This window comes from Sorangium sp. So ce375 (assembly GCF_051473855.1).
Classification (GTDB): Bacteria; Myxococcota_A; Polyangia; order Polyangiales; family Polyangiaceae; genus Sorangium.
Window position 1 is genome coordinate 11,049,613 of the sequence record NZ_CP150335.1, and the last position, 25,881, is coordinate 11,075,493.

Consider the following 25,881-nt stretch of genomic DNA (forward strand, 5'->3'; position numbering starts at 1 on the left):
CCGCGGCTTACGGTCGGATCACCTGGTTCGCGCCGGAGAATTTGATCCCCCGCATCGGCACGGAGGATAATCTGTGGCGAGGCGCGCTTGGAGCTCGAAGCTGGAACCGTCGTTGCGAACCGGTATCGCATCATCCGCCAGCTCGGCCGCGGCGGCATGGGCGAGGTGTTCGCCGCGGAGAACATCCGCACCGGCCGCCAGGTGGCGATCAAGCTCCTGCGCGCCGAGTCGAAGACCAAATCGTCCGCGGCCGAGCGGTTCCGGCGCGAGGCGCGCGCCGCGGGATCCATCAACAGCGACCACGTCACCGAGATCCTCGACGTCGAGGAGGACCCCGAGCACGGCATCGTCCTCGTGTTCGAGCTGCTCGAAGGCGAGTCGCTGATCGATCGGCTGAAGCGGACGGGGCCGATCGACTTCGAGGAGCTGCACCCGATCATCGAGCAGGTCTGGATGGGGCTCGCCGACGCGCACCGCGCCGGGATCATCCATCGCGATCTGAAGCCGTCGAACGTGTACATCGAAACGCGCCCCGACGGGTCGAAGCGCGTCAAGATCCTCGACTTCGGCATCTCCAAGCTGCCGAAGGAGATGGGAGCGGAGACCCTGACCGAGATGGGCCAGAGCCTGGGCACGTTCTCGTTCATGCCGCCCGAGCAGATCGGCAAGGCGAAGACGGTCGATCATCGCGCGGACATCTACGCGTGCGCCACGATGATCTACCAGTCGCTGAGCGGCCAGCTGCCTTACCTGGCGCGCAACCTGCTCATCATGGTCGAGATGAAGCAGAAGACCAACGCGCGGACGCTGGCCGAGGCGATGGCCGGGCCGGTCGACCCGCGGCTCGAGGCGTTCCTCGCGAAGGGGTTGGCGCGGGAGCCCGCGGACCGCTTCCAGAGCGCGCTCGAGGGGCTCGCCGCGTGGCGAGAGCTACGGCCGGCGATGAGCTCCAGCCATCCGGTCAGCGGCTCACCCGTCTCCACGCTGCCCGCGAGCAGCGCCCCCGGGAATGCGCGCGGCTCGCCCGTCCCGCCGGTGCACCAGACCGTCAAGCCCCCGTCCTCCGGCACGGTCAAGCTCCCGGTTCCACCGGTCGACCCCATCCTGATCCGCACGGCGACCGACCCGGGGGCGCAACCGCTGATCGAGACCGTGCCGCGTCCGCACGGCGAGTCTGTTCGGACGGCCCACCCCTTCGCGGAGCTTCCGCCGCTCACGCAGAACGATCGCCAGCCCCCGCCCTACGCGCCTGGCGGGCGCGCGCTGGGCGGACAGCCGGCGGTGGCGCCCGGGCAATGGACCGGCCCGAACGGCACCATGGTGCTGAACAACGCGGCCGGAGAGCTCGTGCCCCACCCCGCGACGCCGCGGACGCTCCCGGATTTCTCCGAGGACAGCGGGTCGTCGACGGGGCAGGGTCCGACGCTCGTCTACAAGCCCGTGCGGCCGAGCCTGGGCTCGATGAGCCCGGCGGCGACCGTCGCCGGGGAGCCGGAGCCGATCGAGCAGCGGCCTCCGGCGCCGCCGCCACCGCGGACGTTTCGGACCATCGTCTACGTGCTCGCGGCGATCCTGTTCGCCGTCGTGGGCTTCCTTCTCATGGGGTTCGCCCTCGAGCACCTGGACATGCTGAAGTAGCCTGCGCGCCGCGGCTCCGCGTCGGACGTGCGCATCGAAGCCGCGCGATCGAGCCGCGGCCGGAGCGGCTCACAGCATTGCGCCCGAATCCGCGGCGCGACCCTGGACCGGCGAGCCCCCGGCCGGCAGGGCGATCCGGAACCGCGTGCCCCCCGCCTCGCGCGGCTCGCACGAGATCGTGCCGCCGTGCGCCTCGATGATGTCCCGCGTGACCGCGAGCCCGAGCCCCGTGCCGCGCTGCTTCGTCGTGAAGAAGGGGTCGAAGATGGACGCGCGCAGCTCCTCCGGCACGCCGGGGCCCGTGTCGTCGACCGCGATGGTCGCGGCGCCGCTCGAGAAGCTGACGCTCACGACGATCTCGCCGCCCTTGGGCATCGCCTCGCGCGCGTTGCGGAGCAGGTTCAGCAGCGCCTGACGGATCTGCGACTCGTCGAGGAGGATCTCGGGGCCCGCGTCCTCCACCTCGACGCGGACCGCGACGCCGGCGCGGTCGAGCTCGGGCCGCACGAACGCCACGAGCTCTTGCACCAGATCGTCGACCCGCTCTGGCTCCAGGCGCGGGCGAGGGCGGCGGGCGACGCTGAGGTACTGCTCCGCGATGCGGGACAGGCGGTCCACCTCGGCCCGGATGGCGGTGACCAGCTGCGCCGACTCCTTCATCACGGGCCGGAGCTCCGCGTCAGGCGTGTCCGCGGCGGAGGCGCGCGCCACCTCCTCCTCGAGCAGCTCGAGGTTCAGCCCGATCGACGACAGCGGGTTCCTGATCTCGTGCGTGACGTGCGCCGCCATCTTCCCGATCGCCGCCAGCCGCTCGGCGTTCACGAGCTCGGCGCGCGCCCGGCGGATCGCCGCGACCATGTCCTCGAACGTCGTCGCGAGCTCGCCGATCTCGTCGTTCGTCGCGAGCGCCTGCTTGGGGGTGAGATCGCCGCGCGCGACGGCGTTGGCCCGCTCGGTGACCGCGGTCAGCGGGGCGAGCACGCGCCGCGCGTACAGCGACATCATCACGCCGACGAGCAACGTCAGCACGCCGAGCCCGAGGAGCAGGTGCATCGAGCGCTCCTCGCGCCGCCTCGCCTCGAGGGTGAGGCTCTCCATCTGGTCGTCGACGCGGCTCTTGATCGCCCGCAGCCGCTGCGCGCCCTCGACCTCGCGCTTGACCAGCTCGTCGCGCGTGCGCTCCGCGAGCTTGCGGTCGCCGACCTCGAGCGCCTGGAACAGCTGGTTGAACCGCTCCGGGCTGGCGCCGACGAGCCGCTCGATGGCCGCCACCTCGGCCGCGATCTCGTCGCTGAAACGGCGCACGCCGGACGACGCGGCCGCCTGCCCGATGCGGGCGCCCCCGCCGATCGCCTTCTCATCGGCGCCGGCGAGCGCCCGCGCGGCGTCCTTGACGATCGAGAAGGCGAGCGGCCGTGTCCGCCTCGCCGTCTCGATCCACTCGCGAACGTCCCCCGGGTTCTTCGCGGCGGTGATGTGGTTGAGCTGGGCGTTGAAGACGTTCTGCTCGGCCAGGACCTCGCCGATGCGGAGCAGCAGCGGGACGTACCCGGCGCGCAGCAGCTGCGCGTCGCGCGAGGCTTCCCGCAGCGCCTGGACGCTCCAGCCGACGGTCAGCGCGAAGGCGGCGAGCACCACGAGGTAGCTCGCCAGGAGCCTCCCCGCGACCGTGCGCCGCTTCTGCGGCGCGCGCTCCTCCGGGCCCGCGGCGCCGCCGCGCGCCTCGTCCAGGGCTGGCGGCGGCGCGGTCATCGCGGCGCGACGGCCCGCGCGACGAGGCTCGCGAGGTCCTCCGCCGGCTCGCCACGCGTCCTGAACCGCCGGAGGCTCTGCGCGCAGTGCGTCACGAGCAGCGCGCCGCCGAGCGCGCGGTGCTCCGCGATCCTGGCGTCGGCGATGGCGGCGGACGACGCGGGGCGCGTCGCCGGCAGGAGGCCGCCGCCGCCGCTGCAGTCGGCGTGCTCGCGGCGGTGGATGAACTCCTCAGGCGGGCGCCCCGTGAGGCGGGCGAGGATCTCCCGGGGCGCGTCGTAGCGATCGAGGCCGCGCCCGAGCTGGCAGGGATCGTGGTAGCGCACCCGCCGCTCCGACGTCGATCGCTGCAGCCGATCGAGCGAAGAGCGCGCGAGATCGACGAACAGCTCCGGGGTCTTCACGCTCACTCCCGCGCGCGGGTACTCGACGCGCACGGCGCGCGCGCACCCGGGATCGACCGCGACGAAGCGCTCTCCGGGCGCGACCTCCGCGGCGAGCCGCCGCGCGGCGGCCTCGAAGCCCGGACGATCGCCGGCGTACAGGAGCGGCAACCCGCAGCAGGCGCGCACCGGGCGGGCCGGGGAGCCCGTCAGCGCTTCGATCGCGTCGAGCGCGTCATGAGCGACGTCCGGCGCGTGGCGGGCGTAGCCGCAGCCGAGCAGCACGTGGACGGCGGCAGGCGCGGCCATGGCCGACCGAGCGCGCGCGTCGAGCTCACCGGCGAGGCCCTCCTCGCGCACCGAGAAGCGCGCCGCGACGCCCTTGGCCCCTTCCGGCGCGAGGCCGCGCGCGAAGAGCTCCGCGCGCGCGTCGGTCAGCACCGTGGCCACCTCGTTCTTGTGATCGCAGCGCTCGCGGCACCCGAAGCACGCGGAGCACGCCCAGGCCGGGTCCGCGTGGCGCTCGTCGAGCGGCACGTCGCCGCGCGCGGCGAAGTACGCCATCGACATCTTCCCCCACGGCGTCACCGTCTCGTTCGCCTCGACGTTCGACACGGGGCAGGCGGCGCGGGAGAGCTTGGGGCAGTAGACGCACTTCTCGAGCGACGTCCGGTGCGGCTCGAGGAGCTTCAGGCGGAGCTGGGACACCGTTCGAGTCTCTCCATCGGGCGCGCCTCGCGCAAGCGGCGGAGGCGCGTCAGGCGTCCGAGTCGTTGCTGGACGAGCGTCGGCCTCGCTCGTTCACGGGGTTCACGGCAGAAGATGAGCCCGACGGCCTGCGGCGAGCGATGCCTTCGTGGACGACCGGCCCGGCGCTCGCGCCCGGCTTGGTCGCCGGGTTGCCGTCCGTCGACGCCCGCTGGGGTTGCCCCCCCGCGGCCTCGGGAGACCGCGACGGCGCGCTCTCCTGGGGCAAGCGGATCGTGAACCTCGCGCCCTTGTCGGACGACGCGACCGTGATCGTCCCGGCGTGCTCGTCGACGATCTTCTTGACGATCGCGAGCCCGAGGCCGGTGCCGCCGCGCTTGCCGGAGGTGACGAACGACTGGAAGAGCCGGCCCTGGATCTCCTTCGGGATCCCCTTGCCGGTGTCCGCGACGCTGATGGCGAGGTCGCCCTCGTCGCGGTAGGCGCGGATCGTCACCGTGCCCCCGCCTGGACGCATCGCCTCGACCGCGTTGCGGACCAGGTTGTGCAGGAGCCGCGTCATCTTCGCCTCGTCGAAGCGCGCGGTCCCTCGGTCCTCGAGCTCCAGGGAGAGCTCGACGCCGGTCCCGGCGAGCTCGTGCTCCAGCTGCTTCTCGATGTCGCCGAAGAACTTGGTCAAGTAGACCTTGCGCACGAGGATGCTCCGCTCGCCGCGCGCGAACTCCAGCACCTCGCGCTGCATCGCGCTGATCACGTCGAACTGCTTGAGGATCAGCCGCGCGTGGTCCTCCCTCGTCGCCGCGTCCGGGGCGCCGGCCATGAGCTGGACGTAGCCGCTGATCACCGTGAGCGGCGTGCGCATGTCGTGCATCACCCCCGAGAGCAGGCGCCCGATCGTGGAGAGCCGCTCGCTCTGCTCCCGCTCGAGGCGCGACCGGAACAGCCGCAGCGCGGTCGACGCGTTCGCCGACACGAGCCGCAGCAGCGCGCGATCGTCCTTCGAGAACCCGTGGGGATGCCTGGAGTTGTAGAGCGCCATGGCGCCGATCGGCACCGCGTCCTCGCCCTCGAGCGGCACAGCGATCGCCGTCCTCAGCTCCGCGCCGACGAGCTGGGCGAGGCGGGGCGACACGAGGGAGTCGTCCGGCTCCTCGCCCCGCCCCTCGCGCGAGAAGCACACGGCCTCGTTGTTCACCATGGCGTGCCCGACCACCCCTTCGCCGCGGCGCATCGCGATGCGCTTCACCGCCGGCCTCGGGGGTGCCCCGCCCACGACGCCCTCCGGCTCCTCTCCGAGGGCGGTCGCGCGGGGTGGCACGCTGCCCCCGTCGGACGCCGCGAGATCGAAGAAGTAGAGGAACAGCCCGCCCTCGATCTCGTCGACGAGCATCCCCCCCGCGCGCGCCTCGCACGCCCTGCCCGCCTCCGTGATGACCGCGCGCGCGAGGTCCTCCATCGTGGTCGCGCGGCCCATCGCGCTCTCGAGGTCGAAGAGCAGCTTGAGATCGCTCACGCGGTGCTCGAGCTGCTCCTTCGTCTCCACGAGCTGCGTGTTCTTCTGGATGACCGAGAGGAACAGCCGCGAGTTGTCGATCGAGACGGCCGCCTGCGTCGCCAGGGCGCTCAGGAGCTCCTCGTCGTGGACCGAGAACTCCCCCTCCCCGTGCTTGTTGAGGACCTGGATGACCCCGATGGTCCGGCCGACGTGGTTCTTCATCGGCGCGGCGAGGATCGAGCGCGTGCGGTACCCCGTGACCTCGTCCCAGTCGCGCTGGAACCGGCGATCGCGGTAGGCGTCCTTCACGCGGACGGTGCGCCCGATCTTGGCGACATGGCCCGCGATCCCCGCGCCGAGGGGCAGCTCGATCGCGCGCGCCTCCTCGCCGATGATGATGCGCGAGAGCAGCCGCTGGCGCTGCTCGTCGAGCAGGTAGAGGGTGGCCCGATCCGCGTCGAGCAGCTCGGTGATCTTGTTCAGGATGAGCGCGAGGAGCTGGTCGAGATCCAGGGTGCTGCCAAGGGCCAGCCCCACGTCTCTTAGCGCCTGCACCGTCTTGTCGGCGTGGGCGAGGCGCGCCTCGAGCTCCTGTATGCGAGCCTGCAGCGCCTTCGTACGTTGTTCCGCCTTCGCGGTCACAAGGAGACGCTAACACGACTTCGCCCCGAGGAGCGCGCGCGCGGTCCCCTGGACGACCCGTTCGTTCGACAGAGAGCGCCCCCGACGACCGCCAGGAGCGCCCCTAGACGTGCGGCTACTGGTTCATGCTCTCGAGGAATTCCTGATTGGTCTCGGTGCGGCTCACCTTGTCCAAGAGGAATTCCATCGAGTCGATGACGTTCAGGGGGTGCAGCAGCTGGCGGAGCAGCCACACGCGCTGGAGGATCCACTCCGGCAGCAGCAGCTCTTCCTTGCGGGTCGCGCTCTTGTTGATGTCGAGGCAGGGGAAGATCCGCTTCTCCATCAGCTTGCGATCGAGGTGGATCTCGCTGTTACCCGTCCCCTTGAACTCCTCGAAGATGACCTCGTCCATGCGCGAGCCCGTGTCGACGAGCGCGGTGGCGACGATCGTCAGCGATCCGCCCTCCTCGACGTTGCGCGCGGCGCCGAAGAACCGCTTCGGCTTGTGCAGCGCGTTCGAGTCGACGCCGCCCGAGAGGATCTTGCCGCTCGGCGGGACGACCGTGTTGTACGCGCGCGCCAGGCGGGTGATCGAGTCGAGCAGGATCACGACGTCGTGCTTGTGCTCGACGAGGCGCTTCGCCTTCTCGATCACCATCTCGGCCACCTGCACGTGCCGCGTCGGCGGCTCGTCGAAGGTCGAGCTGATCACCTCGCCCTTCACGGTGCGCTGCATGTCGGTCACCTCCTCCGGGCGCTCGTCGATGAGCAGCACGATCAGCGTCGTGTCCGGGTGGTTCGCGGAGATCGCGTTGGCGATCTGCTGGAGCAGCACCGTCTTGCCCGCGCGGGGCGGCGAGACGATGAGGCAGCGCTGCCCCTTCCCGATGGGGCAGAGCATGTCGATGATGCGGGTCGAGAAGCTCTTCGTCCCGTTCTCGATGTTGAACTTCTGCTGCGGGTAGAGCGGCGTGAGGTTGTCGAACAGGATCTTGTCGCGGGCGACCTCGGGGGGCTCGCCGTTGATCTTGTCGACCTTGAGCAGCGCGAAGTACGCCTCGCGCTCCTTGGGGGGCCGGATGGAGCCGCTGACGCTGTCGCCGGTGCGGAGGTTGAAGCGCCGGATCTGGGACGGCGAGACGTAGATGTCGTCCGGACCCGGCAGGTAGTTGTAGTCCGGCGCCCGGAGGAAGCCGAAGCCGTCGGGCAGGCATTCGAGCACGCCCTCGCCGTAGACCGGCTGGTCCTGCGCCGCGTGGGCCTGCAGGAGAGCGAAGATGACCTCCTGCTTGCGCAGCCCGGCAGCGCCCTCGATGTTGAGCCCCTTCGCCATCTGGACGAGCTCGGCCATCGGTTTCTGCTTCAGTTCCCTGAGGTGCATGAGTCGAAAAGCTCCAGGATGCGACGGCACGTGTCCTGTCAAGGACGTGGAGGCCGTCGGTCGTTGGTTTTTTGGTTGGAGGGGTCTAGCGGGTCGGACCCGAGGCGGGGCCGAGCATGTCGTCGATGTCGGCGGGTCGCCAGAGGGAAGAGGGCTCGCCTCGTAGCCGGCGCCCCTCACGTTCATGTCGCTCGATCGGCGGGCTGTGCTTGCCGATCGGGCGGCGACTCTATCAAGCACGCCTGCTCTGTCAATGCGCGCCGGGAGGCACGGTCGATGCGCCCCGGGAGGCGCGGACGAGGCACGGACGCAGCTCGTCCGCGCCGTCCTTCTGCAGGACGGCGGGGGCGAACTGCCCGTGGCACCCCGGTGCTGCCTGAAGTTGCCTCCCCCTGAATGCGCGGCTAAGTCAAGCTGGTTCCATGGGGCTCAAACAGGTTCAGCTGTTCGTCCGCGGTCGCGTCCAGGGCGTCTTTTTTCGTGCCTCCACGCAGCGCGAGGCCAAGCGGCTCGGCCTCACCGGCTGGGTGAAAAACCGCTCCGACGGCAGCGTCGAGGTCCTCGCCGAGGGGGAGGAGGACGGGCTGAAGGAGCTCATCGCCTGGGCGAACCGCGGCCCGAGCGCCGCGCGCGTCGAGCGGGTCGACGTCCGATGGCGCGGCTTCTCCGGCGATTTCTTCGACTTTCGCATCACGGATTGATGCGCTCGGCACGCAGCTCGTCGGATCCGAGGAACGCAGGCGCGCGGCCGACGCGGCGACGCCGGACGGCGTGCGCGTGGCTCGTCCTCCTCGGTCTTTTCGGGGCGACGCCGCTCGCGCCGCCGCTGGCGCGCGCCGCCGGGGAGCGCGACGCGGGCGCCTCCGCGCCGGCCTCATCGGCGCTCCCGGAGCTCCCGCGCCTCGCCCCGATCGCCCGCCCGGAGCCCGACATCACCGCGATCCGCGAGCTCGACCGGGTGCTCGAGCAGCTCACGTCGGACGACGCCCGCTCGCGGGAGAGCGCCCGCGCGGCCGTGGATGAGCCGATCCCTGGCATCGTCGATGCGGTGCGGCTGCGCGTGCAGGAGATCCGCGGCTCGCTCGATCGGGGCGCGGCGCCTCGCGTGCTCGCGGACGCGCGCAGAGAAGGCCGCAAGGCGATGAAGGGGGAGGACGCGCGCGACGGCAAGAAGAAGGCTGCCGACGCGAAGGACGCCAAGGGCGACAAGGGCGACAAGAAGACCGCTAGCGACCCAAAGAAGGCCGCTGGCGATGCCAAGAAGGCCGCTGGCGACGCAAAGAAGGCCGCCGGCGACCCAAAGAAGGCCGCCGGCGACCCAAAGAAGGCCGCCGGCGACGCGAAGAAGGACTCCAAGGCCGACCAGGGCGCGAAGAAGGCCGCCGAGGAGGCCAAGAAGGACGCGAAGGCGGACCAGGGCGCGAAGAAGGGCGCCGACGACGAGAAGGACGACGGCGACTGGCTCGATTTCATGCTCGCCATGCCGCGGCCGCGTGACAGCGCGTGGCGCGATGTCGTGAAGCTGCTCGCGATGGAGCGGATGCTCGTCGCCACGGGCACGACGCCGGCGGTCCGCGAGCTCATCGCGCTGCACGCGTATTTCGGCGAGCTGCTCCGCATCGATCTCCAGCGGCAGGTGGCCAAGCTGCGCGACAAGGCGGTCCCCGCGCTGATCGAGGCGCGCCAGCACGACGCCAAGATCGTCCAGCGGTGGGCCAGCAAGCAGCTCGACCTGCTCGGCCGCGCGATCCCCGGCGAGGCGATCGCGTCGAACGACACGCAGATCCTGGCCGACGTCCTCCGCGCCTACGGTCGCGTCCGCGACGTGGACGCCATGCGCGTGATCCTGAGCTTCTGCAACAGCGACCGCGCGCGGCTGCGCGACGCGGCGCGCGAGGCCATCTCCGCGATCGGCGAGCCCGGCATCTGGCAGCTCCGCGACGCCTACCTGGACCTCACCGGCACGAAGCCGCCGCGCGAGTGGTCGTGGGACCGCGTCGCGCGCGAGCTCTTCGGCACGTACGATCGTGCGCGCCTCGCGGAGGTGTACAAGCTGATGGACGAGGGCGTCGCCGCGGCGAGCGCGGGGAAGCTCGCCGAGGCGACCGACGCGTTCGACAGGGTCCTCGCCCGCGCGCCGCTCTTCGAGCGCCGCAAGGAGATGGTGGACGCCTACGTGGAGCAAGCGCGCTCGCTGCCCGCCGATCGGCGCGAGGACGCGCTCGCCATGCTGCGCAAGGCGCTGCGCCTCGACGCGCCCGGCGAGCGCGCGAAGAAGATCGAAGCGGAGATCGCCTACCTCGAGGGGGCGCTCCTCATCGAGCGCGGCACGCCGGACAAGTTCGTGCTGGAGCGGGCGATCGAGCTCGACCCATCCCACGCCGGCGCGAAGGCGGCGCTGGCCTCCCTCGGGGACAAGGTCGCCGAGCGGAAGAGCCAGACGAACCGCCACCTCGCAGCGGGAGCGGTAGGTCTCGCCGCGGTGCTCTCGATGTTCCTCATCGCCCGGCGTCGAAGCGCTCCGTCACCCTCTCGAGAGCGACCCGGCAGCGCTCCTCCGCAGCCGCCCCCATCGCGAGCCTCGGTGCCGTCCCGAAGCGACGACAGCACCGCCTCTTCGCAGCCGCCCTCATCCCCTGCCTCGGTGCCGTCCCGAAGCGACGACAACACCGCTCCTTCGCAGCCTCAGACGTCTCCTGAGCCAGCGTCGGCCCCGGCCTCGAAGCCGAACCCTGCCCTGCCTCCTGAGCCAGCGTCGGCCCCGGCCCCGAAGCCGAACCCTGCCCTGCCTCCTGAGCCAGCGTCGGCCCCGGCCTCGAAGCCGAACCCTGCCCTGCCGGCCCAGCCGCTCGACGAGGCGGAAGCGCGGAACGACGACGCCCCTGAAACCGGCGCGCCCGGCCGCTGAGCCGTCGCGCGCGCCGGCCCCGCGCTGCACCGGACATCGCGCGCGGCGCCGTATCGAAGGCCGGGCCCACAACGCAGAAACGCCGGGCGAGCTGAGCGCTCTCCCGGCGTACTGTCTGCAACTGCGCCGGCGCCAGGGGGCGCCGGCTGCACCCGGCTCAGCCGGCGGTCGTGGCCGGGGTGGCCGGCTCCGCCGCGGCGACCGGCTCGGCCGCCTGCGCAGGCGCGTCCGCGACCGGAGGCGCGTCGATGAACTCGATGAGGCTCATCGGGGCGCTGTCACCGCGGCGCGGTCCGAGCTTGATGATCCGCGTGTAGCCACCCGGTCGCCCCTCGAAGCGCTTCGAGAGATCGATCATCACCTTCGCGATGATGTCGACCTTCTTGCCATCGGTCGCGACCCCCCAGCGAGGGATGTAGCTGCCCACGAGCCGCTCGGCGTGGAGCCGGCGAGCCCGTTCGCCGGGGCTGAGCTCCCCGTGCGCGGTGTACGCGACCTTGCCGAGCCGCGTCGCCTTGGTGATGAGCCGCTCGGCCACGCGACGCAGCTCCTTCGCCTTGGCGTCGGTCGTCTCGATCCGCTCGTGGGTGATCAGGTTCGCCGTCAGGTTGCGAAGCATCGCCCTGCGGCTGGAGGTGTCCCGACCAAACTGCCTGCCCGCTTTCTTGTGACGCATGACGTTCCCTCAGTACCGACTCACGCCTGCGCCTGCTGCGCCTTCCAGCGCTCGAGGAGCTGCGGCCAGTTGTCGATCTTCATCCCGAGCGAGAGCCCCATGTTCGCGAGGATCTCTTTGATTTCCTTCAGCGACTTGCGACCGAAGTTCTTGGTCTTGAGCATGTCCTGCTCGGTCCGCTGCACGAGCTCGCCGATGAGCGTGATGTTCGCGTTCTGCAAGCAGTTCGCGGAGCGGACGCTCAGCTCGAGCTCCTCGACGGAACGGAACAGGTTCTCGTTGAGCGGCTCGTCGTCGCTCATCACCGCCTGGTAGCTCGTCTCCTCGCTCTCCTCGAAGTTGACCCAGATGGAGAGCTGCTCCTTGAGGATCTTCGCGGCGAAGGCGACCGCGTCCGCAGGCGAGACGGACCCGTTGGTCCAGACCTCGAGCGTGAGCTTGTCGTAATCCGTCACCTGCCCGACGCGGGCGTTCTGCACGGTGTAGTTCACCTTGCGGATCGGCGAGAACAGCGCGTCGATCGGGATCGTCCCGATGGGCATGGTCGGCGTCTTGTTGCGCTCGGCGGGCACGTAGCCGCGGCCCACGTTGACCGTGAGCTCCATCGAGAGCGGGCCCTTCTTGTCGAGAACGGCGATGAGGTGGTCGGGGTTGAGCACCGACAGGCCCTCGACGAGCTGGATATCGCGCGCGTACACGGGCCCGGGCCCCTCGCGATCGATCCGCACCGAGTACGTCTTCGGGGTGGCCGCCTTGAAGACGACCTCCTTCACGTTGAGGATGATGTCGCTGACATCCTCGACCACGTCCGGCACGGTGGTGAACTCGTGCAGCGCGCCCTCGATGCGGATGGCCGTCGCGGCCGCCCCCTGGAGGGAGGAGAGCAGCACGCGGCGCAGCGAGTTGCCGATCGTGATCCCGAAGCCGCGCTCGAGGGGCTCGCAGGTGAACTTGGCGTAGAACTGGGTCCCGCTCTCCGCGTCGATCGAGATGCCCTTGGGCCGGATCAGATCGCGCCAGTTACGGGCGATCATCGTGAGGTTCGGGTTGTTCATCGTCATGGCGATCTCCTTCCTTCATGAGGTTTGCGCGGAGGTCTCACGCCGCGGCCGCACTCGACCGATCGGCGCCGCCTCCTGCCCGCATCCTAGGCTCCATGCACCCGCGCGCGAGCGCGGGAAGGCGACGCGAAGGAGAGCCCGCAGCGAGCGAGCACACCCTGAAGGTACGCTCGCGATGCTGCCTTCCTTTGCGCCGCCCTCGCGCGATCAGCGCGAGTAGTACTCGACGACGAGCTGCTCGCGGATCTCCGGCTCGTTGAGATCCTCGCGGATCGGCGCGCCCTTGATCGCGCCGGTGAACGCCGCGCGATCCACGTCGATCCAGCTCGCGACCGGGCGCTTGTCCGCGCCGCCGACCGACGCGAGCACGCTCTTGAACTTGCGCGCCCCCTCGGTGAGCTCGATCCGGTCGCCCGCCCGCACCACGTAGCTCGGGATGTCCAGCCGCTTGCCGTTCACGTGCACGTGGCCGTGCCGGACGAGCTGGCGCGCCTCGGCGCGGGACGAGCCGAAGCCCATCCGGTGCACGACGTTGTCGAGCCGCCGCTCCAGCAGCGCGAGCATCTCCTCGCCCGTCCGGCCCTTGCGCCGGTTGGCCTCCTGGAAATACCCGCTGAACTGCCGCTCGAGCACGCCGTAGATGCGACGCACCTTTTGCTTCTCGCGAAGGCGCACCGCGTACTCGCTCAGCTTGATGCGCCCCTGGCCGTGCTGGCCGGGGGGATACGGGCGCCGCGTGTACGCGCACTTCTCGGAGTAGCACCGCTCTCCCTTGAGGTAGAGCTTCATCCCCTCGCGGCGGCAGAGCTTGCAGACCGGACCAATGTAGCGAGCCATCGTGAATTACCTCAAACCCTGCGCCGCTTCGGCGGCCGGCAACCGTTGTGGGGGATCGGCGTGACGTCGCGGATCAGCGTCACCTTGAAGCCAGCGGTCTGGAGCGCACGGAGCGCGCTCTCGCGCCCGGCCCCCGGCCCCTTCACGAACACGGCGACCGATCGCATCCCGTGCTCCTGCGCCCGGCGCGCCGCCTCTTCCGCCGCCAGCTGAGCCGCGAACGGCGTCGACTTGCGCGATCCCTTGAAGCCGCGAGCGCCAGCGGACGACCACGCGATCGCGTTGCCGTTGATGTCCGTGATCGTCACGACCGTGTTGTTGAAGGTCGACTGAATGTGCGCGATGCCCGCGGAGACATTCTTCTTGACCTTCTTCTTCTGCTTGGCCTTCGTGGTGGAGGCAGCCGTCTTCGCTTGCGCCATGGCGTCCTAATCCCCGCTCGTCACTTGGTCGCGGCAGGACGCCGCTGCAACATGCCCTTGCGCGGTCCCTTCCGGGTGCGCGCGTTCGTATGCGTCCTCTGCCCGTTCGCCGGGAGCCCGCGCCGGTGGCGGAGCCCGCGGTAGCAGCCGAGGTCCATGAGCCGCTTGATGTTGAGCTGCACCTCGCGACGGAGGTCGCCCTCGACCTTGTAGTCAGCGTCCAGGATGTCGCGGATGGCCTTCACCTCCGCATCGCTGAGCTCCTCGACCCGCCTGTTCGGCGGGATGTTGGTCTTCTCGCAGATTTGCAAGGCGAGGGTCCGCCCGATACCGAACAGGTACGGCAGGGCGTAGGCGACATGCTTCCGACGCGGGAGATCGACACCAGCGATACGAGCCATGGTTACTCCAAACCGAAACGAGGGCGGGCTTCCGCCGAAAGAGCTAGTTCCCCTGGCGCTGCTTGTGGCGGGGGTTCTCGCAGATGATCCGAACGACACCACGCCGCCGGACCACCTTGCACTTGTCGCAAATCTTCTTGACGCTCGGGCGCACCTTCACGGGGAGCCTCCAGATTCCTCAAAAAACTACGTTACTTGTGCCGGTACGTGATCCGGCCTCGGCTCGGGTCATACGGCGAGACCTCGACGGTCACGCGGTCGCCCGGCAGGATCTTGATGTAGTACTGCCGCATCCGGCCGCTGATGGTCGCGAGGACGCCGAGGCCGTTATCCGCCTTCACGCGAAACATGGCGTTCGGCAGGGCCTCTTGAACCACGCCGTCGAACTCGAGCTTGTCGCCCTTCGGTTCCTTCGGCGGTCTGGTCTGATTCTTACGCCTCATTCTCCACCCGAGCCCGGCCGGCCAATGGCCGACAGCACCCTGTGCGTCACATCTTCAGGCTTTCCGACCCCATCGACGCGATGCAGCAGCTTCTTCTGCTCGTAGAACGGAAGAAGGGCGGCCGTCATCGCCTCGTAGGCGTCGAGACGCTTTGCAACAGCCTCGGGCCGATCATCGGCCCGATGCTCTAGCTCCGCACCGGGGGGCGGCGGATTATAGACGAGATGATATATCTGTCCACTGCGTTTGTCAGTGCGGCGATGGATCAACCGTTCCTCGAGCAGGGGCCGCGCCACGTCCAGCTGGATCACCGCATCAATCCGGCTGCCGCCCTGGCTGGCGAGCAGCTCGTCGAGCGCGTCCGCCTGGGGCACCGTCCTGGGAAATCCGTCCAGGAGGAAGCCGTTGCCGCAGTCAGGCTCGACCGTCCTGCGAGCGATGAGGCCGATGACGGCCTCATCCGGCAGGAGCCCGCCAGAGTCCATGATGTCCAGATAGCGCTTCTCCAGCGTCCCGGACCGCTTCGCCTCGCGCAGCATGTCGCCGGTCGAGATCTGCGGGATGCCGAAGCGTGCGCACAGCAGCTTCGCCTGCGTACCCTTCCCAGCTCCAGGAGGCCCCACAAGAACCAAGATCATTTGCCCTCCATCACGCTTCCGGGAGCCTGCGGCCCCGGATGCGGGTGGCACCGGGGCCCGTCAGCCCCTCGTAGCTCCGCGTGATCAGGTGCGCCTCCAGCTGGTTCACGGTGTCGAGCGCGACGCCGACCACGATCATGAGCGACGTGCCACCGAAGCCGAAGGGGACACGCAACAGGTTGCCGATGATCGAGGGAACCACGCACACCGCGGCGACATAGAGCGCACCGCCCACGGTGATCCGCTGGATCACCCGATGGATGTAGTCCGCCGTCTGCTTGCCTGGCCTGATCCCTGGGATATTTGCCTGTTGCTTCTTCAGGTTCTCGGCGACGTCCACCGGCTGAAACGTGACGTTCGTGTAGAAGAAGCAGAAGAAGACGATGAGCAGCGCGTAGCCGGTGTTGAAGACCCAGTCCCCCCGGTTGATGATCGCCTGGAGGTGGTCGGCCCCGGGGACGTTCATGTTCGCGAGCGTCTGCGGGAACATCAGCAGCGACGACGCGAAGATGGGGGGGATGGTCCCGGACGTGTTCACCTTCAGCGGCAGGTGCGCCGTCTGCCCGCCGTAGACGCGACGACCGACCTGGCGCCGCGAGTACACGATCGGGATCTGACGCCTGCCGTTCTCGAAGAACGCGATGATGGCGATGACGAACACGATGAACGCGGCGACCGCGGCCATCGTCAGGGGCTGGAGATCACCCGCGTTCTGGGCGAAGTAGTTGCCGATCTCCGCCGGGATGCGCGTGACGATGCTGGCGAAGATGAGGAGCGAGACGCCGTTCGAGACGCCGCGCTCCGTGATCTGCTCGCCGATCCACATCAGGAACGCGGTGCCGGTCGTCAGCGTGATGACCGTCATCAGCTGAAAGCCGATGCCGGGATGGTTCACGATCCCGGCCCCGGTCTCGCTGCTCGACAGGCCCTCCAGCATCTTCGCGATCGAGAAGGCCTGGAACAGCGAGAGCGCGACCGTGCCGTACCGCGTGTACTGATCGAGCCGACGACGGCCCTGCTCGCCCTCTTTCCGCAGCTCGTCGATGGGCTTGTACACCATGCCCATGAGCTGCATGATGATCGAGGCCGAGATGTAGGGCATGATCCCGAGCGCGAAGATCGACAGGTTCTCGAGCGCGCCGCCCGAGAACATGTTGAAGAAGCTCAGGAGCCCGCCGGACTGCTTCGCGACGTACTGCCGCATCGCGTTCCGGTCGACGCCGGGCGTCGTCACGAAGACGCCAATCCGGTAGACCGCGAGCATCACCAGGGTGAAGATCACGCGCCGCCGGAGCTCGGGGATCTTGTGGAAGTTGGTGATTCCCGCGAGGCTGGCCATAGGCGATCCTGGACTCCGGCTTGGTGGGGTGCTGCGCCTGCGCGCTGACTACGAGGACGAGGAGTCCGTCGAGTTGCCCTGGGGTGCAGGCGACGCGAGCACGATCACCTTGCCCCCCGCCTTCTCGATCTTCTCGACCGCCCCCTTGGAGAAGCGGTGCGCCGTCACCGTGAGCTTCTTCGTGAGCTCACCGTCGCCGAGGACCTTCAGCACGTCGAACCGCCCCTGCACGAGGCGGCGCTCGTGGAGCGCGATCAGATCGACCTGCGCGCCATCGTCGAACGCCTCGAGGGCGCCGACGTTGACGTTCGCGACGATGTCGGCGAGCGGGTTGCGGAAGCCACGCTTCGGGAGGCGACGCTGGATCGGCGTCTGCCCGCCCTGGAAGTGCTTCTTGTTGATGTTGCCGCCGGCCCGCGCCTTCTGCCCTTTTTGTCCGCGGCCAGACGTCTTGCCGACACCTGATCCCACGCCACGGCCAACGCGGAGCCTCTTGGTTACGGCGCCTTCAGGGGCTTGGAGCTTAGAAAGAATGTCCATGTTTCACACTTCCGTACGCGGCGACTCCGCTGGAATGACGATCTCGCTTCTCAGGACTTCGAAGAGGTCGCGTCGTCGGCGACCTCCTCGACCTCGACGAGGTGGAGGATCTTCTTCACCATGCCACGGAACGAGGGCGTGTTCGCGACGACCACCTCGGACCCCGGACCACGCAGGCCGAGCCCTTTGATGACCTTGCGGGTGTGCTCCACCTGGCCGATGTTGCTGGCCTTCTGACGTACCCGGAGCTTCACTGCGAGCCTCCTTCACCGCCGCCCTGCGCGCCCGGCCGCCCAGGGGCAGCGGGCGGCGCCACGCTCGCGCGCCGGCGACTCGCGGTGTTCGTGCCACCGCGACGCTGGTAGTCGAGCGAGTCGAGCTGCATCGACCGCTTCCCGGCGACGCTCTCCGGGCTCTTGAGCCCGCGGAGCGCCGCGACGGTCGCATGCACGACGTTGTGCGGGTTGCTCGTGCCGAGCGACTTCGACAGCACGTCGTGGATCCCCGCCGACTCGACGACGGCGCGCACCGCGCCGCCGGCGATGACGCCCGTCCCAGGGCTGGCCGGCTTCAGCAGGACCTTGCCCGCCCCGACGTGACCGAACGAGTCGTGCGGGATGGTCACGCCGTCCAGCGGGATGCGGAACAGGTTCTTGCGAGCCTGATCGTTCCCCTTGCGGATGGCCTCCGGCACCTCGTTGGCCTTGCCCAGGCCGACGCCCACGTGCCCCGCTTCGTCGCCCACCACGACCAGCGCCGAGAAGCTGAAGCGCCGGCCGCCCTTGACGACCTTGGCGACGCGGTTGATGTGGATGACTCGCTCTTTCAGCTTCTCTTCGTCGACATGATCGAACGCCATAACCGTCCTCTATCACGTTCTCCGCCGCGGCAGTTGACCGCGCCCGCAGCCCTCACCATCAGGGCAGCGGCAGTGGGAGTCAGAAATCGAGACCTGCCTCGCGCGCAGCCTGGGCGAGGGCGCTGACGCGCCCATGATACAGATAGCCGTTGCGGTCGAAGACCACCTTGTCGATCTGCTTCTCCTTGCAGATCCTGGCGATCAGCGCCCCGACCTTCTTCGCCGCCTCGACCTTGTTGTCCTCGTCGAGGGAGCCCTTGAGGTCCTTCGACAGCGTCGAAGCGTGGGCGAGGGTATTGCCGCTCACGTCGTCGATGACCTGCGCGTAAATGTGCTTCGAGCTGCGGAAGACGCTGAGGCGCGGGCGCTCCGGCGTCCCCTCGACCTTCTTGCGGATGCGGAGCTTCCGGCGCTCCCGACCGACGATTTTCATGCCCATGACCGTCTCGTCCCTCGGTGCAGCGGCGTCTCCGCCGCTGCTCGCCTTTACTTCTTGCCGCCCTTGCCGGCCTTGCCAGCCTTCTCCCGCACGCGCTCGCCGCGGTAACGGACGCCCTTGCCGCCGTACGGCTCCGGCGGCCTGAAGCCACGGATCGTCGCGGCCGTCTGCCCGATGAGCTCCTTGTCCGCGCCCGTCAGGACGAGGACGGTGCCCTTCGAGTCCGCCGGGATCGTCGCCGTGAGCCCCGTGGGCACCGGGAACGTCACCGGATGGGAGAAGCCGAGAGCGAAGTTCAGCGTCGTGCCCTTGAGCTCGACGCGATAGCCGGTCCCCTTGAGCTCGAGCGTCCGCTCGTACCCCTCGGCGACGCCCTTCACCATCGCGGCCACGAGCGCCCGCGTGAGCCCCTGGAGGCGCGATCCGTCGCGCCCCGGCGCCACCGAGCTCACGTGCAGCTTGCTCCCCTCGAGCTTGATATCCACCTTGTCGGTGATCGCGCGGGAGAGCTGCCCCTTCGGGCCCTTGACGTCGATCTTCCGGCCGTTGACGGTCGCGGTGACCCCCTTCGGCAGGTCGATCGGGCGCTTGCCGACGCGCGACGTCTTCGGAGCGAGCCGGCTGTCACCGTTCGCGGGCTGGGCTGCGTTCGCCTGAGCTTCCATCACCACACCTCGCAGATCAGCTCGCCGCCCATCTTGAGGCGACGCGCATCCCTGTCGCTCATGAGCCCGCGGGAGGTGCTCAGGATCGAGATCCCGAGCCCGCTGAACACGCGCGGGATCCTGTCGTGACGCACGTACACGCGGCGCCCGGGGCGGGAGACGCGGCGCACGCCGTCGATCGCGCTCTGTCGATCGCGCCCGTACTTGAGCACGATCGTGAGCTTCTTGGGACCCTCGCCCTCGGTCTCGCGCACGTCGGCGATGAAGCCCTCGGACTTAAGGATCTCCGCGACCGCGGCCTTGATGCGGCTCGCGGGGACCTCGGTCCTGTCGTGCCGCGCGAGCGCCGCGTTGCGAATGCGGGTCAGCATGTCGGCGATGGGATCGGTCATCATAGAATCACCAGCTGGCCTTGATCACACCAGGGAGCTCACCACGGAGCGCGAACAACCGAAGGCAGACGCGGCAGAGCTCGAAGTCGCGGTAGTAAGCGCGCGCGCGCCCGCACACCTTGCAACGGTTCTTGTGCCGCGTAGAAAACTTCGGCGGACGGTTCAGCTTCGCAAACTCTTTTGCACGGGCCATCGAAAATCCCTCAATGCCGGAACGGGATGCCAAGCTCGGTAAGGAGCGCGCGTCCTTCTTCGTCCGTCTTCGCCGTCGTCACGAACGAGATGTTGAGCCCCTTCACGACATCGATCTTGTCGTAGTCGATCTCGGGGAAGATGATCTGCTCGCGCAGGCCCATCGTGAAGTTGCCCTTGCCGTCGAACCCCTTCGGGCTCACGCCCTTGAAGTCGCGAACTCGCGGCAGGGAGAACGAGATCAGGCGATCCACGAACTCCCACATCCGCTCGGCACGCAGGGTCACCATCACGCCGATGGGCAGGTTCTCGCGCAGCTTGAAGGTCGCGATCGACTTCCGGGCCCGGGTGACAACCGGCTTCTGGCCGGAGATCGCCCGCATGTCCTCGACGGCGGAGTCGATGATCTTCGGGTTCTGCACCGCGGCGCCGAGCCCCATGTTGATGACCACCTTCTGCAGGCGGGGCACCATCATCGGGTTCTTGTAGCCGAACTTCTTCGCCAGCGCGGCCGTCACGCTCTTCCTGTAGTGCGTGCGCAGCCGCGGGGCGTAGTTCGGGTCGCGCGGGCGATCCTCGGCCGGCCCGGAGGCCTCGGCCTCGGCGCCCTTGGCCTTCGCGCCCTTGGCTTCCTTGCTCTTGGCGGGCGCCTGCGGCTTGGCCTGCTGCGGCTTGGGCTTGTCCTTGTCCTTGCCCTTGCCGGCGTCCTTGGCCGCCTTGTCCTTGTCCTTCTTGTCCGCCATGGCTAGCCCACACCGATCGCGCTGCCGCTCTTGCCGACGCGCGTCTTCTTGCCGTCCTCACCGACGCGGACCTTCACCCGCGTCGGCTTGCCCGTCGCCGGATCGACCGGCATGACATTCGAGGCGTGAATCGGCGCCTCCTTGGTGATCTTCCCACCCTCCTGATTGCGCGGCGTGGGCCGCTGGTGGCGGGTCACCGTGTTCAGGCCTTCCACGACCACGCGCTCCTCGTCGGCGAGGATCTTCGTGATGCGGCCCTGCTTCCCCTCTTCCTTGCCGCTGATGACCTGCACGAGGTCACCGACCTTGAGGCGCTTCATCAGAGGACCTCCGGCGCGAGGGAGATGATCTTCATGAACTTCTTCGCGCGGAGCTCACGAGCGACCGGCCCGAAGATACGGGTGCCGATCGGCTCCTTCTCCTTGTTGATGAGGACCGCGCTGTTCCCGTCGAACTTGATGTAGCTGCCGTCCGAGCGCTGGTACTCACGGGCGGTGCGGACGACGACGGCGCGCGCCGTCTCGCCCTTCTTCACCTTGGTCCCCGGCAACGCCTCCTTGATCGAGACGACGATGACGTCGCCGAGGGCGGCGTACTTGCGGCGCGAGCCGCCGAGCACCTTGATGCACTTCACGATTCGGGCGCCGGAGTTGTCAGCGACCTCGAGATGCGTCGACACCTGGATCATGGCGCTACTCCTCCACCGGCCGGGCAACGAGCTTGGTCACGAGCCACCGCTTGTCGCGGGAGATCGGCCTGTGCTCCGTGATCTCGACGCGATCGCCCACCTTGTACTGGTTCGTCTCGTCGTGCGCCTTGTAGCGCTCCCGCTGACGGACGTACTTCTTGTACACAGGGTCGAGCGCGTTCCGGATGACCTCGACGGTGACCGTCTTGTTCATCTTGTCGCTGGTCACCTTGCCGACCAGCTTGCGCCGGAAGCCGTGGGCCTTCGCCTCGGTCTCGGCCTGCGCAGGCGCCGCGGCGGCCAGCTCGGGCGCCGCAGCGACCGGCTGCTGGTTCTCTGCCTTCTTCTTCGCCATGGCTACGCCTTCTCCTCGGCACGCGCGCGCTGCGTGAGGATCGTCTTCACCCGCGCGAGATCCCGCTTCGCCTTGCGGATCGTCGCCGTGTCGTTCAGCCGATTCGTGAAATTCTTGAACCGCGACTCGAACAGACCCGCGGCCAGAGATTTCTCGAGCTCGCGCAGGTGCTCGGTGGTGCGTTCACGCAAATCCTTCGCCTTCATCGCCTACCTCACGTCAGCCCGCGGGCGAGGAACTTGCACTGCATCGGGAGCTTGTGCGACGCGAGGCGGAACGCCTCCTTCGCAATCTCCTCGCTCACGCCGCTGATCTCGTACATCACGCGGCCCGGCTGCACGAGCGCGCACCACTCCTCGGGCGCGCCCTTGCCCCCACCCATGCGGACCTCGAGCGGCTTCTTCGTCACCGGGCGGTCCGGGAAGATGCGGATCCAGAGCTTGCCCGCGCGCTTCACGTGCCGCTGGATCGCCATACGAGCCGCCTCGATCTGCCGCGAGGTGACGCGGGCAGGCTCGACGCACTGGAGCGCGAAGTCGCCGAAGGAGACGTCGCTGCCCGTCATGGCGAGGCCGCGGTTGTTCCCCTTCTGCATCTTGCGGAACTTGGTTCGCTTCGGAGACAGCATTCTGCAATCCCTCTACTGGATCCGGCGCGCCTTACGCTGCAGGACCTCGCCCTTGAACATCCAGACCTTCACGCCGATGATGCCGACCTTCGTCCTCGCCTCGGCGAGGCCGAACTCGATGTCGGCGCGCAGCGTGTGCAGCGGCACCCGGCCCTCGCGGTAGGTCTCGACGCGGCTCATCTCGCTGCCGCCGAGCCTGCCGGCGCAGCGCACGCGGATGCCCTTCGCGCCGAACTTCATCGCGGTGGCCACCGCCTTCTTCATCGCCCGGCGGAACGCGATCCGGCGCTCGAGCTGCGTCGCGATGTTCTCGGCGACGAGCTGCGCGTTGGTCTCGGCCTTCCGGACCTCCTGCACGTCGATGAACACCTCGTTGTCGGTGAACGACGACACGCCGGGGAAGAGCGTCTCACCCTTGGACGCGGTGCCGACGTTGCCGCTCTTCAGCGTCTCGATGCCCTTGCCGCCCTTGCCGATCACCATGCCGGGGCGAGCGGTGAAGACGATCACCTTCGCGCGGTTGGCGGCACGCTCGATCTCCACGCCGGCGATGTTCGCGTTGTAGAGGTACTGCTTGATCGCGCGCTTGATGCGGATGTCCTGGTGGAGCCACTTCTGATACGCAGCGCCGTCCTCGTACCACTTGCTGCTCCACGTCTTGATGACACCGACGCGGAAGCCATACGGATGGGTCTTTTGTCCCATATCGGCAGGTCCTCTACTTACTTTCTCTCGTCGACTTCGATGACGATGTGCGACACGCCCTTGGTGATCCGGGTCGCACGGCCCATCGCGCGCGGCCGCCAGCGGCGGTTGAACTTGTTCGGCCCCTTGTCGACGGTGGCCTTGCTGATGAAGAGCGCGTCGATGTCGGCGCCCGCCTGCTGGGCGTTCGCGACCGCGCTCTCGATGATCTTCCGCAGGACGGGGGCTCCGCTCTTCTGCGTGAACGAGAGCAGCTGGATCGCCTCGTCCGCGTCGCGACCCCGGACGAGATCCGCGATCATGCGAGCCTTACGCGGGGCGATCCGCGAAAACATCGCACTGGCTTTGCTTACCATTCGAGACACCTCGCGACACCGGCGGGCGGAGTGACTCCGTACCGGGTTTCGGTTCGCTGCGAACCGGTTGCACCGTCGTACGCTTCCGGTCCCAGCCCGACGTCCATCGACGTGGGCCCCCTTCGCGTCACCGGGGGGGCTCCCGCGGCGGCCGAAGGGGCGGAGCTGAGATCGAAGCGCCGTTACGGCTCTTCTACTGGGAGACCGGGAGGACACCCGATCGCCCGGGAAAACGGAGCGCGGTGATTACCAGCGGGATGGGCGGTACGCAAGCGCGATCCTTCCGCTCCCTTTCAGTTTGTTTCGCAGGTCCCCGCGGCCTGAGCAGTCTTTCAGATCTTCCTGAACGGACGTCGGGGGGATCCGCGCGCGTCGAGCGGCGATGCCGGAAAGAGCGGCGATGCCGGAAAGCGGGCGGACGCCCACGAGGTTGAAAACTGTTCTTGACAAGAACGAAATGCAGCTGAAACAAGCCGTCCTCGGCGGCCTGGGCCGCCGAAGGCGGGGGTGCCCCTGGAGCGTCGGCGTCGGACGGCTGGACCGCGCCGAGGAGCAGGATTGCGAGGGGAATAGGAGAGCCCCAGGTTCAGTCGAACGTACACCAGACCGTGGAACTCTTCCCTGACATTGTAGGAGGCAACGTGACCATGCTTGCTCGCCATCGCCCTTCTTTTCTCGCGCTTTCCTTGCTCTTGCCCGCCGTCTTCACCGGCTGCGTCGTGACCACGGCGGACACCGACAACGACGTCGAGCAGACGTCCGGCCCCGGCGTCACCCACGGCTCGACGACCAGCGGGGGCGACGGCGGCCACGACGGCTCGACGACCAGCGGGGGCGACGGCGGCCAGGGCGGCTCGACGACCGGCGGGGGCGACGGCGGCCAGGGCGGCGGAGACGCCTGCATCGAGGCGTCGGACGGCAACCTCACCGTCGACGACTGCGAGGACCTGAACATCGCGCCGGCGCAGGGGGCGACGAGCCAGTGCGGCCCCAACCGCAACGAGGAGCCCAGCGGCTACGCGCTCTGCAAGCGCGGCTTCGCCATCTTCGCCCCGGGTCACGCCGCGGACCTCGTGGACTGCTTGAGCGACATCGGCGTGCAGAACGCGTGCGACGAGGATCCCCCTCAGCAGTGCGTGAGCCGCATCTACCTCAACGCGTGCCCCGACCAGGCCGTCGCGATCTGCAATGTCATCTCCGGGTCCTGTGATGCCGGCACGTTCGACGCTGCGAGTTGCGCGAAGGACATGAACCCCATCAACACGGCCACGCAGGAAGACGTCGTCGAGTGCATGAACAACAACCTCGATGTCACCTGTCAGCAGGCGTATGACACCTGCTTCGGGGAGGTCTTGTACTTCTAGCGACCAGATCGCCGCCGGAGAGGCGCGACGAGCGCCCGCTCTGCTCTCGCGGTTCTTTTCTCCCGACATTCAACGCACACCAGATGACCTCTGGCCTGCGTACCAGCTCACACCCACCTTAGCGCCGCATCGCGCGCACCCTCTCATGTAGGCCCGTTCGGGGAGCCCCCGAGCGCGCTATTCGGTTGCAAAAAAGATCGTGGGAAGGGATCCTCGCCTCCTCCGTGGCCAAGGACTCCTCCCGCCCGCGTATGGCAGCTTCCCTTCCGCGATCGTCGGGGGCGCGTCCATTCCGCGGCGGAGCGCTGCTCGGCGTGCTCGTCGCGTCGGCCGGCTGCGCGCCGGGGTCGACGACAGCGGAGCAGATCACGCCGCGCCTGATGGTGCGAGCCTCGCTCGAGGGGACCGCCGCCGTCCGAACGGAACGGCGCATCAAGGCCAAGGAGAGCGCGCTTGCGGCCGTCAAGGACAGCGCCACGCTCGCGTCGGGGATGGAGCCCGAGATCGGCGCCGCCCCGATCTCCTCCTCGACGGGCAGCACGCCCTGCCCCGCGGACATGGCCCTCGTGGACGATCGCGTGTGCGTCGACCGCTGGGAGGGCACGCTGGTCGAGCTGACGCCCAGCGGTGAGCGCCCCTGGTCGCCCTACGATCCGATCGACGGGAACGAGCGCCGCGTCCGCGCCGTGTCCTGGCCGGGGGTCATCCCGCAAGGCTACATCAGCGGGCGGCAGGCCAAGCTGGCGTGCGCGGCGTCGGGCAAGCGCCTGTGCACTTCGGAGGAGTGGGTGACCGCCTGCCGAGGGCCGGACGACACGACCTTCCCCTACGGCGCGCTCCGCCAGCAGGGCGTGTGCAACGATGACGAGCGACGGGTCCACCCCGTCGCCGAGATCGCGGCGCTGCTCGACATCAAGCCCGAGGAGCGCTGGACGACGGCGATGAACAACCCGCTCATCAACCAGCTGTCGCAGGCGCTGCTCCCGACGGGTGAGCGCGCGGGGTGCACCAACGCCTACGGCGTGTTCGACATGGTCGGCAACCTCCACGAGTGGGTCGATGACCCGAGCGGCACCTTCCGCGGCGGCTATTTCATGGACACGACGCGCAACGGCGAGGGGTGCAAGTATGCGACGACCGCCCACTCCTTCGGCTACCACGACTACTCGACCGGCTTCCGGTGCTGCATGGATCCGGAGCAGGCCGACTAGTGCTGGCCGCGCGGCGTGCGGTCAGCCGTAGGGTGGGT

The 25,881-nt window shown here is 68.8% G+C and carries 33 protein-coding genes; 5 read left to right on the forward strand and 28 right to left on the reverse strand.

Features of this window, described 5'->3' with window-relative positions:
- The first annotated feature begins 87 nt into the window (after window positions 1-87).
- The gene (locus tag WME90_RS41305) at window positions 88-1,638 is read left to right on the forward strand and encodes a serine/threonine protein kinase (RefSeq protein ID WP_437277593.1); all 1,551 of its coding nucleotides are present in this window, start codon (window positions 88-90) and stop codon (window positions 1,636-1,638) included.
- A 69-nt stretch (window positions 1,639-1,707) separates the two neighbouring features.
- Here WME90_RS41305 and WME90_RS41310 read toward each other — a convergent pair whose 3' ends face one another.
- The 4 genes from WME90_RS41310 to rho all read right to left on the reverse strand — a co-directional run bounded on the left by WME90_RS41310 (window position 1,708) and on the right by rho (window position 7,981).
- On the reverse strand, window positions 1,708-3,390 hold the full coding sequence (locus WME90_RS41310; RefSeq protein WP_437277594.1) for an ATP-binding protein: 1,683 nt from the start codon (window positions 3,388-3,390) through the stop codon (window positions 1,708-1,710).
- Window positions 3,387-4,481, reverse strand: coding sequence for a (Fe-S)-binding protein (locus WME90_RS41315; RefSeq protein WP_437277595.1), 1,095 nt, complete (start codon window positions 4,479-4,481; stop codon window positions 3,387-3,389). Before WME90_RS41315 ends, WME90_RS41310 begins: the two co-directional genes overlap by 4 nt.
- A gap of 49 nt (window positions 4,482-4,530) precedes the next feature.
- On the reverse strand, window positions 4,531-6,618 hold the full coding sequence (locus WME90_RS41320) for a GAF domain-containing protein (RefSeq protein ID WP_437277596.1): 2,088 nt from the start codon (window positions 6,616-6,618) through the stop codon (window positions 4,531-4,533).
- 115 nt (window positions 6,619-6,733) lie between these two features.
- Window positions 6,734-7,981 (reverse strand): transcription termination factor Rho, encoded by a 1,248-nt coding sequence (rho, locus tag WME90_RS41325; protein WP_012240541.1) that lies wholly within the window; start codon window positions 7,979-7,981, stop codon window positions 6,734-6,736.
- Window positions 7,982-8,403: 422 nt separating this feature from the next.
- Here rho and yccX point away from each other — a divergent pair, with 422 nt between their 5' ends.
- Entirely contained in the window at window positions 8,404-8,682 is a 279-nt protein-coding gene (yccX, locus tag WME90_RS41330; protein ID WP_436620013.1) for an acylphosphatase, read from the forward strand.
- Complete coding sequence (locus tag WME90_RS41335; protein ID WP_437277597.1) at window positions 8,682-10,889, forward strand: hypothetical protein; 2,208 nt, start codon at window positions 8,682-8,684, stop codon at window positions 10,887-10,889. The genes yccX and WME90_RS41335 overlap by 1 nt, the downstream gene beginning before the upstream one ends.
- A gap of 157 nt (window positions 10,890-11,046) precedes the next feature.
- On the opposite strand, the gene rplQ is transcribed toward WME90_RS41335, so the two are convergent.
- The 24 genes from rplQ to rplV all read right to left on the reverse strand — a co-directional run bounded on the left by rplQ (window position 11,047) and on the right by rplV (window position 23,268).
- On the reverse strand, window positions 11,047-11,565 hold the full coding sequence (rplQ, locus tag WME90_RS41340) for a 50S ribosomal protein L17 (protein WP_437277598.1): 519 nt from the start codon (window positions 11,563-11,565) through the stop codon (window positions 11,047-11,049).
- Window positions 11,566-11,585: 20 nt separating this feature from the next.
- Window positions 11,586-12,626, reverse strand: a complete 1,041-nt coding sequence (locus WME90_RS41345; RefSeq protein ID WP_012240545.1) for a DNA-directed RNA polymerase subunit alpha — start codon at window positions 12,624-12,626, stop codon at window positions 11,586-11,588.
- Between the two features lie 207 nt (window positions 12,627-12,833).
- Complete coding sequence (gene rpsD, locus WME90_RS41350) at window positions 12,834-13,463, reverse strand: 30S ribosomal protein S4 (RefSeq protein WP_020740963.1); 630 nt, start codon at window positions 13,461-13,463, stop codon at window positions 12,834-12,836.
- A gap of 11 nt (window positions 13,464-13,474) precedes the next feature.
- Entirely contained in the window at window positions 13,475-13,885 is a 411-nt protein-coding gene (gene rpsK, locus WME90_RS41355; RefSeq protein WP_437277599.1) for a 30S ribosomal protein S11, read from the reverse strand.
- Between the two features lie 20 nt (window positions 13,886-13,905).
- The gene (gene rpsM / locus WME90_RS41360) at window positions 13,906-14,286 is read right to left on the reverse strand and encodes a 30S ribosomal protein S13 (protein WP_437277600.1); all 381 of its coding nucleotides are present in this window, start codon (window positions 14,284-14,286) and stop codon (window positions 13,906-13,908) included.
- A gap of 43 nt (window positions 14,287-14,329) precedes the next feature.
- Window positions 14,330-14,446: a 50S ribosomal protein L36 gene (rpmJ, locus tag WME90_RS41365; protein ID WP_012240549.1), complete on the reverse strand. Its 117-nt coding sequence runs from the start codon at window positions 14,444-14,446 to the stop codon at window positions 14,330-14,332.
- A 31-nt stretch (window positions 14,447-14,477) separates the two neighbouring features.
- On the reverse strand, window positions 14,478-14,729 hold the full coding sequence (infA, locus tag WME90_RS41370) for a translation initiation factor IF-1 (RefSeq protein ID WP_012240550.1): 252 nt from the start codon (window positions 14,727-14,729) through the stop codon (window positions 14,478-14,480).
- Window positions 14,726-15,367, reverse strand: coding sequence for an adenylate kinase (locus tag WME90_RS41375; protein ID WP_437277601.1), 642 nt, complete (start codon window positions 15,365-15,367; stop codon window positions 14,726-14,728). Before WME90_RS41375 ends, infA begins: the two co-directional genes overlap by 4 nt.
- 10 nt (window positions 15,368-15,377) lie before the next feature.
- Window positions 15,378-16,706: a preprotein translocase subunit SecY gene (secY, locus tag WME90_RS41380; RefSeq protein ID WP_437277602.1), complete on the reverse strand. Its 1,329-nt coding sequence runs from the start codon at window positions 16,704-16,706 to the stop codon at window positions 15,378-15,380.
- A 48-nt stretch (window positions 16,707-16,754) separates the two neighbouring features.
- A complete protein-coding gene (gene rplO, locus WME90_RS41385; RefSeq protein WP_437277603.1) occupies window positions 16,755-17,246 on the reverse strand; it encodes a 50S ribosomal protein L15 in 492 nt (163 codons plus the stop codon).
- Between the two features lie 50 nt (window positions 17,247-17,296).
- A complete protein-coding gene (gene rpmD / locus WME90_RS41390; RefSeq protein ID WP_437277604.1) occupies window positions 17,297-17,500 on the reverse strand; it encodes a 50S ribosomal protein L30 in 204 nt (67 codons plus the stop codon).
- Window positions 17,497-18,105: a 30S ribosomal protein S5 gene (gene rpsE / locus WME90_RS41395; RefSeq protein WP_437277605.1), complete on the reverse strand. Its 609-nt coding sequence runs from the start codon at window positions 18,103-18,105 to the stop codon at window positions 17,497-17,499. The genes rpmD and rpsE overlap by 4 nt, the downstream gene beginning before the upstream one ends.
- Before the next feature lie 79 nt (window positions 18,106-18,184).
- Window positions 18,185-18,544, reverse strand: a complete 360-nt coding sequence (rplR, locus tag WME90_RS41400; RefSeq protein ID WP_437277606.1) for a 50S ribosomal protein L18 — start codon at window positions 18,542-18,544, stop codon at window positions 18,185-18,187.
- 47 nt (window positions 18,545-18,591) lie between these two features.
- Window positions 18,592-19,209, reverse strand: coding sequence for a 50S ribosomal protein L6 (rplF, locus tag WME90_RS41405; RefSeq protein WP_437277607.1), 618 nt, complete (start codon window positions 19,207-19,209; stop codon window positions 18,592-18,594).
- Window positions 19,209-19,604, reverse strand: coding sequence for a 30S ribosomal protein S8 (rpsH, locus tag WME90_RS41410; RefSeq protein ID WP_012240558.1), 396 nt, complete (start codon window positions 19,602-19,604; stop codon window positions 19,209-19,211). Before rpsH ends, rplF begins: the two co-directional genes overlap by 1 nt.
- Before the next feature lie 4 nt (window positions 19,605-19,608).
- Window positions 19,609-19,794: a type Z 30S ribosomal protein S14 gene (locus tag WME90_RS41415; RefSeq protein WP_012240559.1), complete on the reverse strand. Its 186-nt coding sequence runs from the start codon at window positions 19,792-19,794 to the stop codon at window positions 19,609-19,611.
- A gap of 10 nt (window positions 19,795-19,804) precedes the next feature.
- Window positions 19,805-20,536, reverse strand: coding sequence for a 50S ribosomal protein L5 (gene rplE / locus WME90_RS41420; protein WP_437277608.1), 732 nt, complete (start codon window positions 20,534-20,536; stop codon window positions 19,805-19,807).
- A gap of 2 nt (window positions 20,537-20,538) precedes the next feature.
- Window positions 20,539-20,856: a 50S ribosomal protein L24 gene (gene rplX / locus WME90_RS41425; RefSeq protein WP_437277609.1), complete on the reverse strand. Its 318-nt coding sequence runs from the start codon at window positions 20,854-20,856 to the stop codon at window positions 20,539-20,541.
- A complete protein-coding gene (rplN, locus tag WME90_RS41430) occupies window positions 20,856-21,224 on the reverse strand; it encodes a 50S ribosomal protein L14 (RefSeq protein ID WP_012240562.1) in 369 nt (122 codons plus the stop codon). Before rplN ends, rplX begins: the two co-directional genes overlap by 1 nt.
- Window positions 21,225-21,228: 4 nt before the next feature.
- On the reverse strand, window positions 21,229-21,528 hold the full coding sequence (gene rpsQ, locus WME90_RS41435) for a 30S ribosomal protein S17 (RefSeq protein ID WP_272102908.1): 300 nt from the start codon (window positions 21,526-21,528) through the stop codon (window positions 21,229-21,231).
- A gap of 53 nt (window positions 21,529-21,581) precedes the next feature.
- Window positions 21,582-21,785: a 50S ribosomal protein L29 gene (gene rpmC / locus WME90_RS41440; protein ID WP_437277610.1), complete on the reverse strand. Its 204-nt coding sequence runs from the start codon at window positions 21,783-21,785 to the stop codon at window positions 21,582-21,584.
- Between the two features lie 8 nt (window positions 21,786-21,793).
- A complete protein-coding gene (gene rplP, locus WME90_RS41445; RefSeq protein WP_437277611.1) occupies window positions 21,794-22,207 on the reverse strand; it encodes a 50S ribosomal protein L16 in 414 nt (137 codons plus the stop codon).
- Between the two features lie 12 nt (window positions 22,208-22,219).
- On the reverse strand, window positions 22,220-22,912 hold the full coding sequence (gene rpsC / locus WME90_RS41450; protein WP_437277612.1) for a 30S ribosomal protein S3: 693 nt from the start codon (window positions 22,910-22,912) through the stop codon (window positions 22,220-22,222).
- A gap of 17 nt (window positions 22,913-22,929) precedes the next feature.
- The gene (rplV, locus tag WME90_RS41455) at window positions 22,930-23,268 is read right to left on the reverse strand and encodes a 50S ribosomal protein L22 (RefSeq protein WP_012240567.1); all 339 of its coding nucleotides are present in this window, start codon (window positions 23,266-23,268) and stop codon (window positions 22,930-22,932) included.
- Between the two features lie 647 nt (window positions 23,269-23,915).
- On the opposite strand from rplV, the gene WME90_RS41460 reads away from it, so the two are divergent.
- Together WME90_RS41460 and WME90_RS41465 are read left to right on the forward strand one after the other, a co-directional pair.
- Window positions 23,916-24,632, forward strand: a complete 717-nt coding sequence (locus tag WME90_RS41460; RefSeq protein ID WP_437283728.1) for a hypothetical protein — start codon at window positions 23,916-23,918, stop codon at window positions 24,630-24,632.
- A 251-nt stretch (window positions 24,633-24,883) separates the two neighbouring features.
- Window positions 24,884-25,843, forward strand: a complete 960-nt coding sequence (locus tag WME90_RS41465) for an SUMF1/EgtB/PvdO family nonheme iron enzyme (protein ID WP_437277613.1) — start codon at window positions 24,884-24,886, stop codon at window positions 25,841-25,843.
- Window positions 25,844-25,881 lie beyond the last annotated feature (38 nt).

Coding starts and splice junctions, on each gene's coding strand:
- rplE (WP_437277608.1), bottom strand. CDS start 20,536: ATGGCGGACAAGAAGGACAAGGACAAGGCGGCCAAGGACGCCGGCAAG.
- infA (WP_012240550.1), bottom strand. CDS start 14,729: ATGAGGCGTAAGAATCAGACCAGACCGCCGAAGGAACCGAAGGGCGAC.
- rplX (WP_437277609.1), bottom strand. CDS start 20,856: ATGAAGCGCCTCAAGGTCGGTGACCTCGTGCAGGTCATCAGCGGCAAG.
- rpsD (WP_020740963.1), bottom strand. CDS start 13,463: ATGGCTCGCTACATTGGTCCGGTCTGCAAGCTCTGCCGCCGCGAGGGG.
- rplF (WP_437277607.1), bottom strand. CDS start 19,209: ATGGAAGCTCAGGCGAACGCAGCCCAGCCCGCGAACGGTGACAGCCGG.
- rpsH (WP_012240558.1), bottom strand. CDS start 19,604: ATGATGACCGATCCCATCGCCGACATGCTGACCCGCATTCGCAACGCG.
- rplV (WP_012240567.1), bottom strand. CDS start 23,268: ATGGTAAGCAAAGCCAGTGCGATGTTTTCGCGGATCGCCCCGCGTAAG.
- rpsE (WP_437277605.1), bottom strand. CDS start 18,105: ATGGCGTTCGATCATGTCGACGAAGAGAAGCTGAAAGAGCGAGTCATC.
- WME90_RS41415 (WP_012240559.1), bottom strand. CDS start 19,794: ATGGCCCGTGCAAAAGAGTTTGCGAAGCTGAACCGTCCGCCGAAGTTT.
- rplN (WP_012240562.1), bottom strand. CDS start 21,224: ATGATCCAGGTGTCGACGCATCTCGAGGTCGCTGACAACTCCGGCGCC.
- secY (WP_437277602.1), bottom strand. CDS start 16,706: ATGGCCAGCCTCGCGGGAATCACCAACTTCCACAAGATCCCCGAGCTC.
- WME90_RS41345 (WP_012240545.1), bottom strand. CDS start 12,626: ATGACGATGAACAACCCGAACCTCACGATGATCGCCCGTAACTGGCGC.
- rho (WP_012240541.1), bottom strand. CDS start 7,981: ATGCACCTCAGGGAACTGAAGCAGAAACCGATGGCCGAGCTCGTCCAG.
- rpsM (WP_437277600.1), bottom strand. CDS start 14,286: ATGGCTCGTATCGCTGGTGTCGATCTCCCGCGTCGGAAGCATGTCGCC.
- WME90_RS41310 (WP_437277594.1), bottom strand. CDS start 3,390: ATGACCGCGCCGCCGCCAGCCCTGGACGAGGCGCGCGGCGGCGCCGCG.
- rpsC (WP_437277612.1), bottom strand. CDS start 22,912: ATGGGACAAAAGACCCATCCGTATGGCTTCCGCGTCGGTGTCATCAAG.
- rplO (WP_437277603.1), bottom strand. CDS start 17,246: ATGGACATTCTTTCTAAGCTCCAAGCCCCTGAAGGCGCCGTAACCAAG.
- WME90_RS41375 (WP_437277601.1), bottom strand. CDS start 15,367: ATGATCTTGGTTCTTGTGGGGCCTCCTGGAGCTGGGAAGGGTACGCAG.
- rplQ (WP_437277598.1), bottom strand. CDS start 11,565: ATGCGTCACAAGAAAGCGGGCAGGCAGTTTGGTCGGGACACCTCCAGC.
- rplP (WP_437277611.1), bottom strand. CDS start 22,207: ATGCTGTCTCCGAAGCGAACCAAGTTCCGCAAGATGCAGAAGGGGAAC.
- rplR (WP_437277606.1), bottom strand. CDS start 18,544: ATGGGCATGAAAATCGTCGGTCGGGAGCGCCGGAAGCTCCGCATCCGC.
- yccX (WP_436620013.1), top strand. CDS start 8,404: ATGGGGCTCAAACAGGTTCAGCTGTTCGTCCGCGGTCGCGTCCAGGGC.
- WME90_RS41465 (WP_437277613.1), top strand. CDS start 24,884: ATGGCAGCTTCCCTTCCGCGATCGTCGGGGGCGCGTCCATTCCGCGGC.
- rpmC (WP_437277610.1), bottom strand. CDS start 21,785: ATGAAGGCGAAGGATTTGCGTGAACGCACCACCGAGCACCTGCGCGAG.
- WME90_RS41460 (WP_437283728.1), top strand. CDS start 23,916: ATGCTTGCTCGCCATCGCCCTTCTTTTCTCGCGCTTTCCTTGCTCTTG.
- rpsK (WP_437277599.1), bottom strand. CDS start 13,885: ATGGCGCAAGCGAAGACGGCTGCCTCCACCACGAAGGCCAAGCAGAAG.
- WME90_RS41335 (WP_437277597.1), top strand. CDS start 8,682: ATGCGCTCGGCACGCAGCTCGTCGGATCCGAGGAACGCAGGCGCGCGG.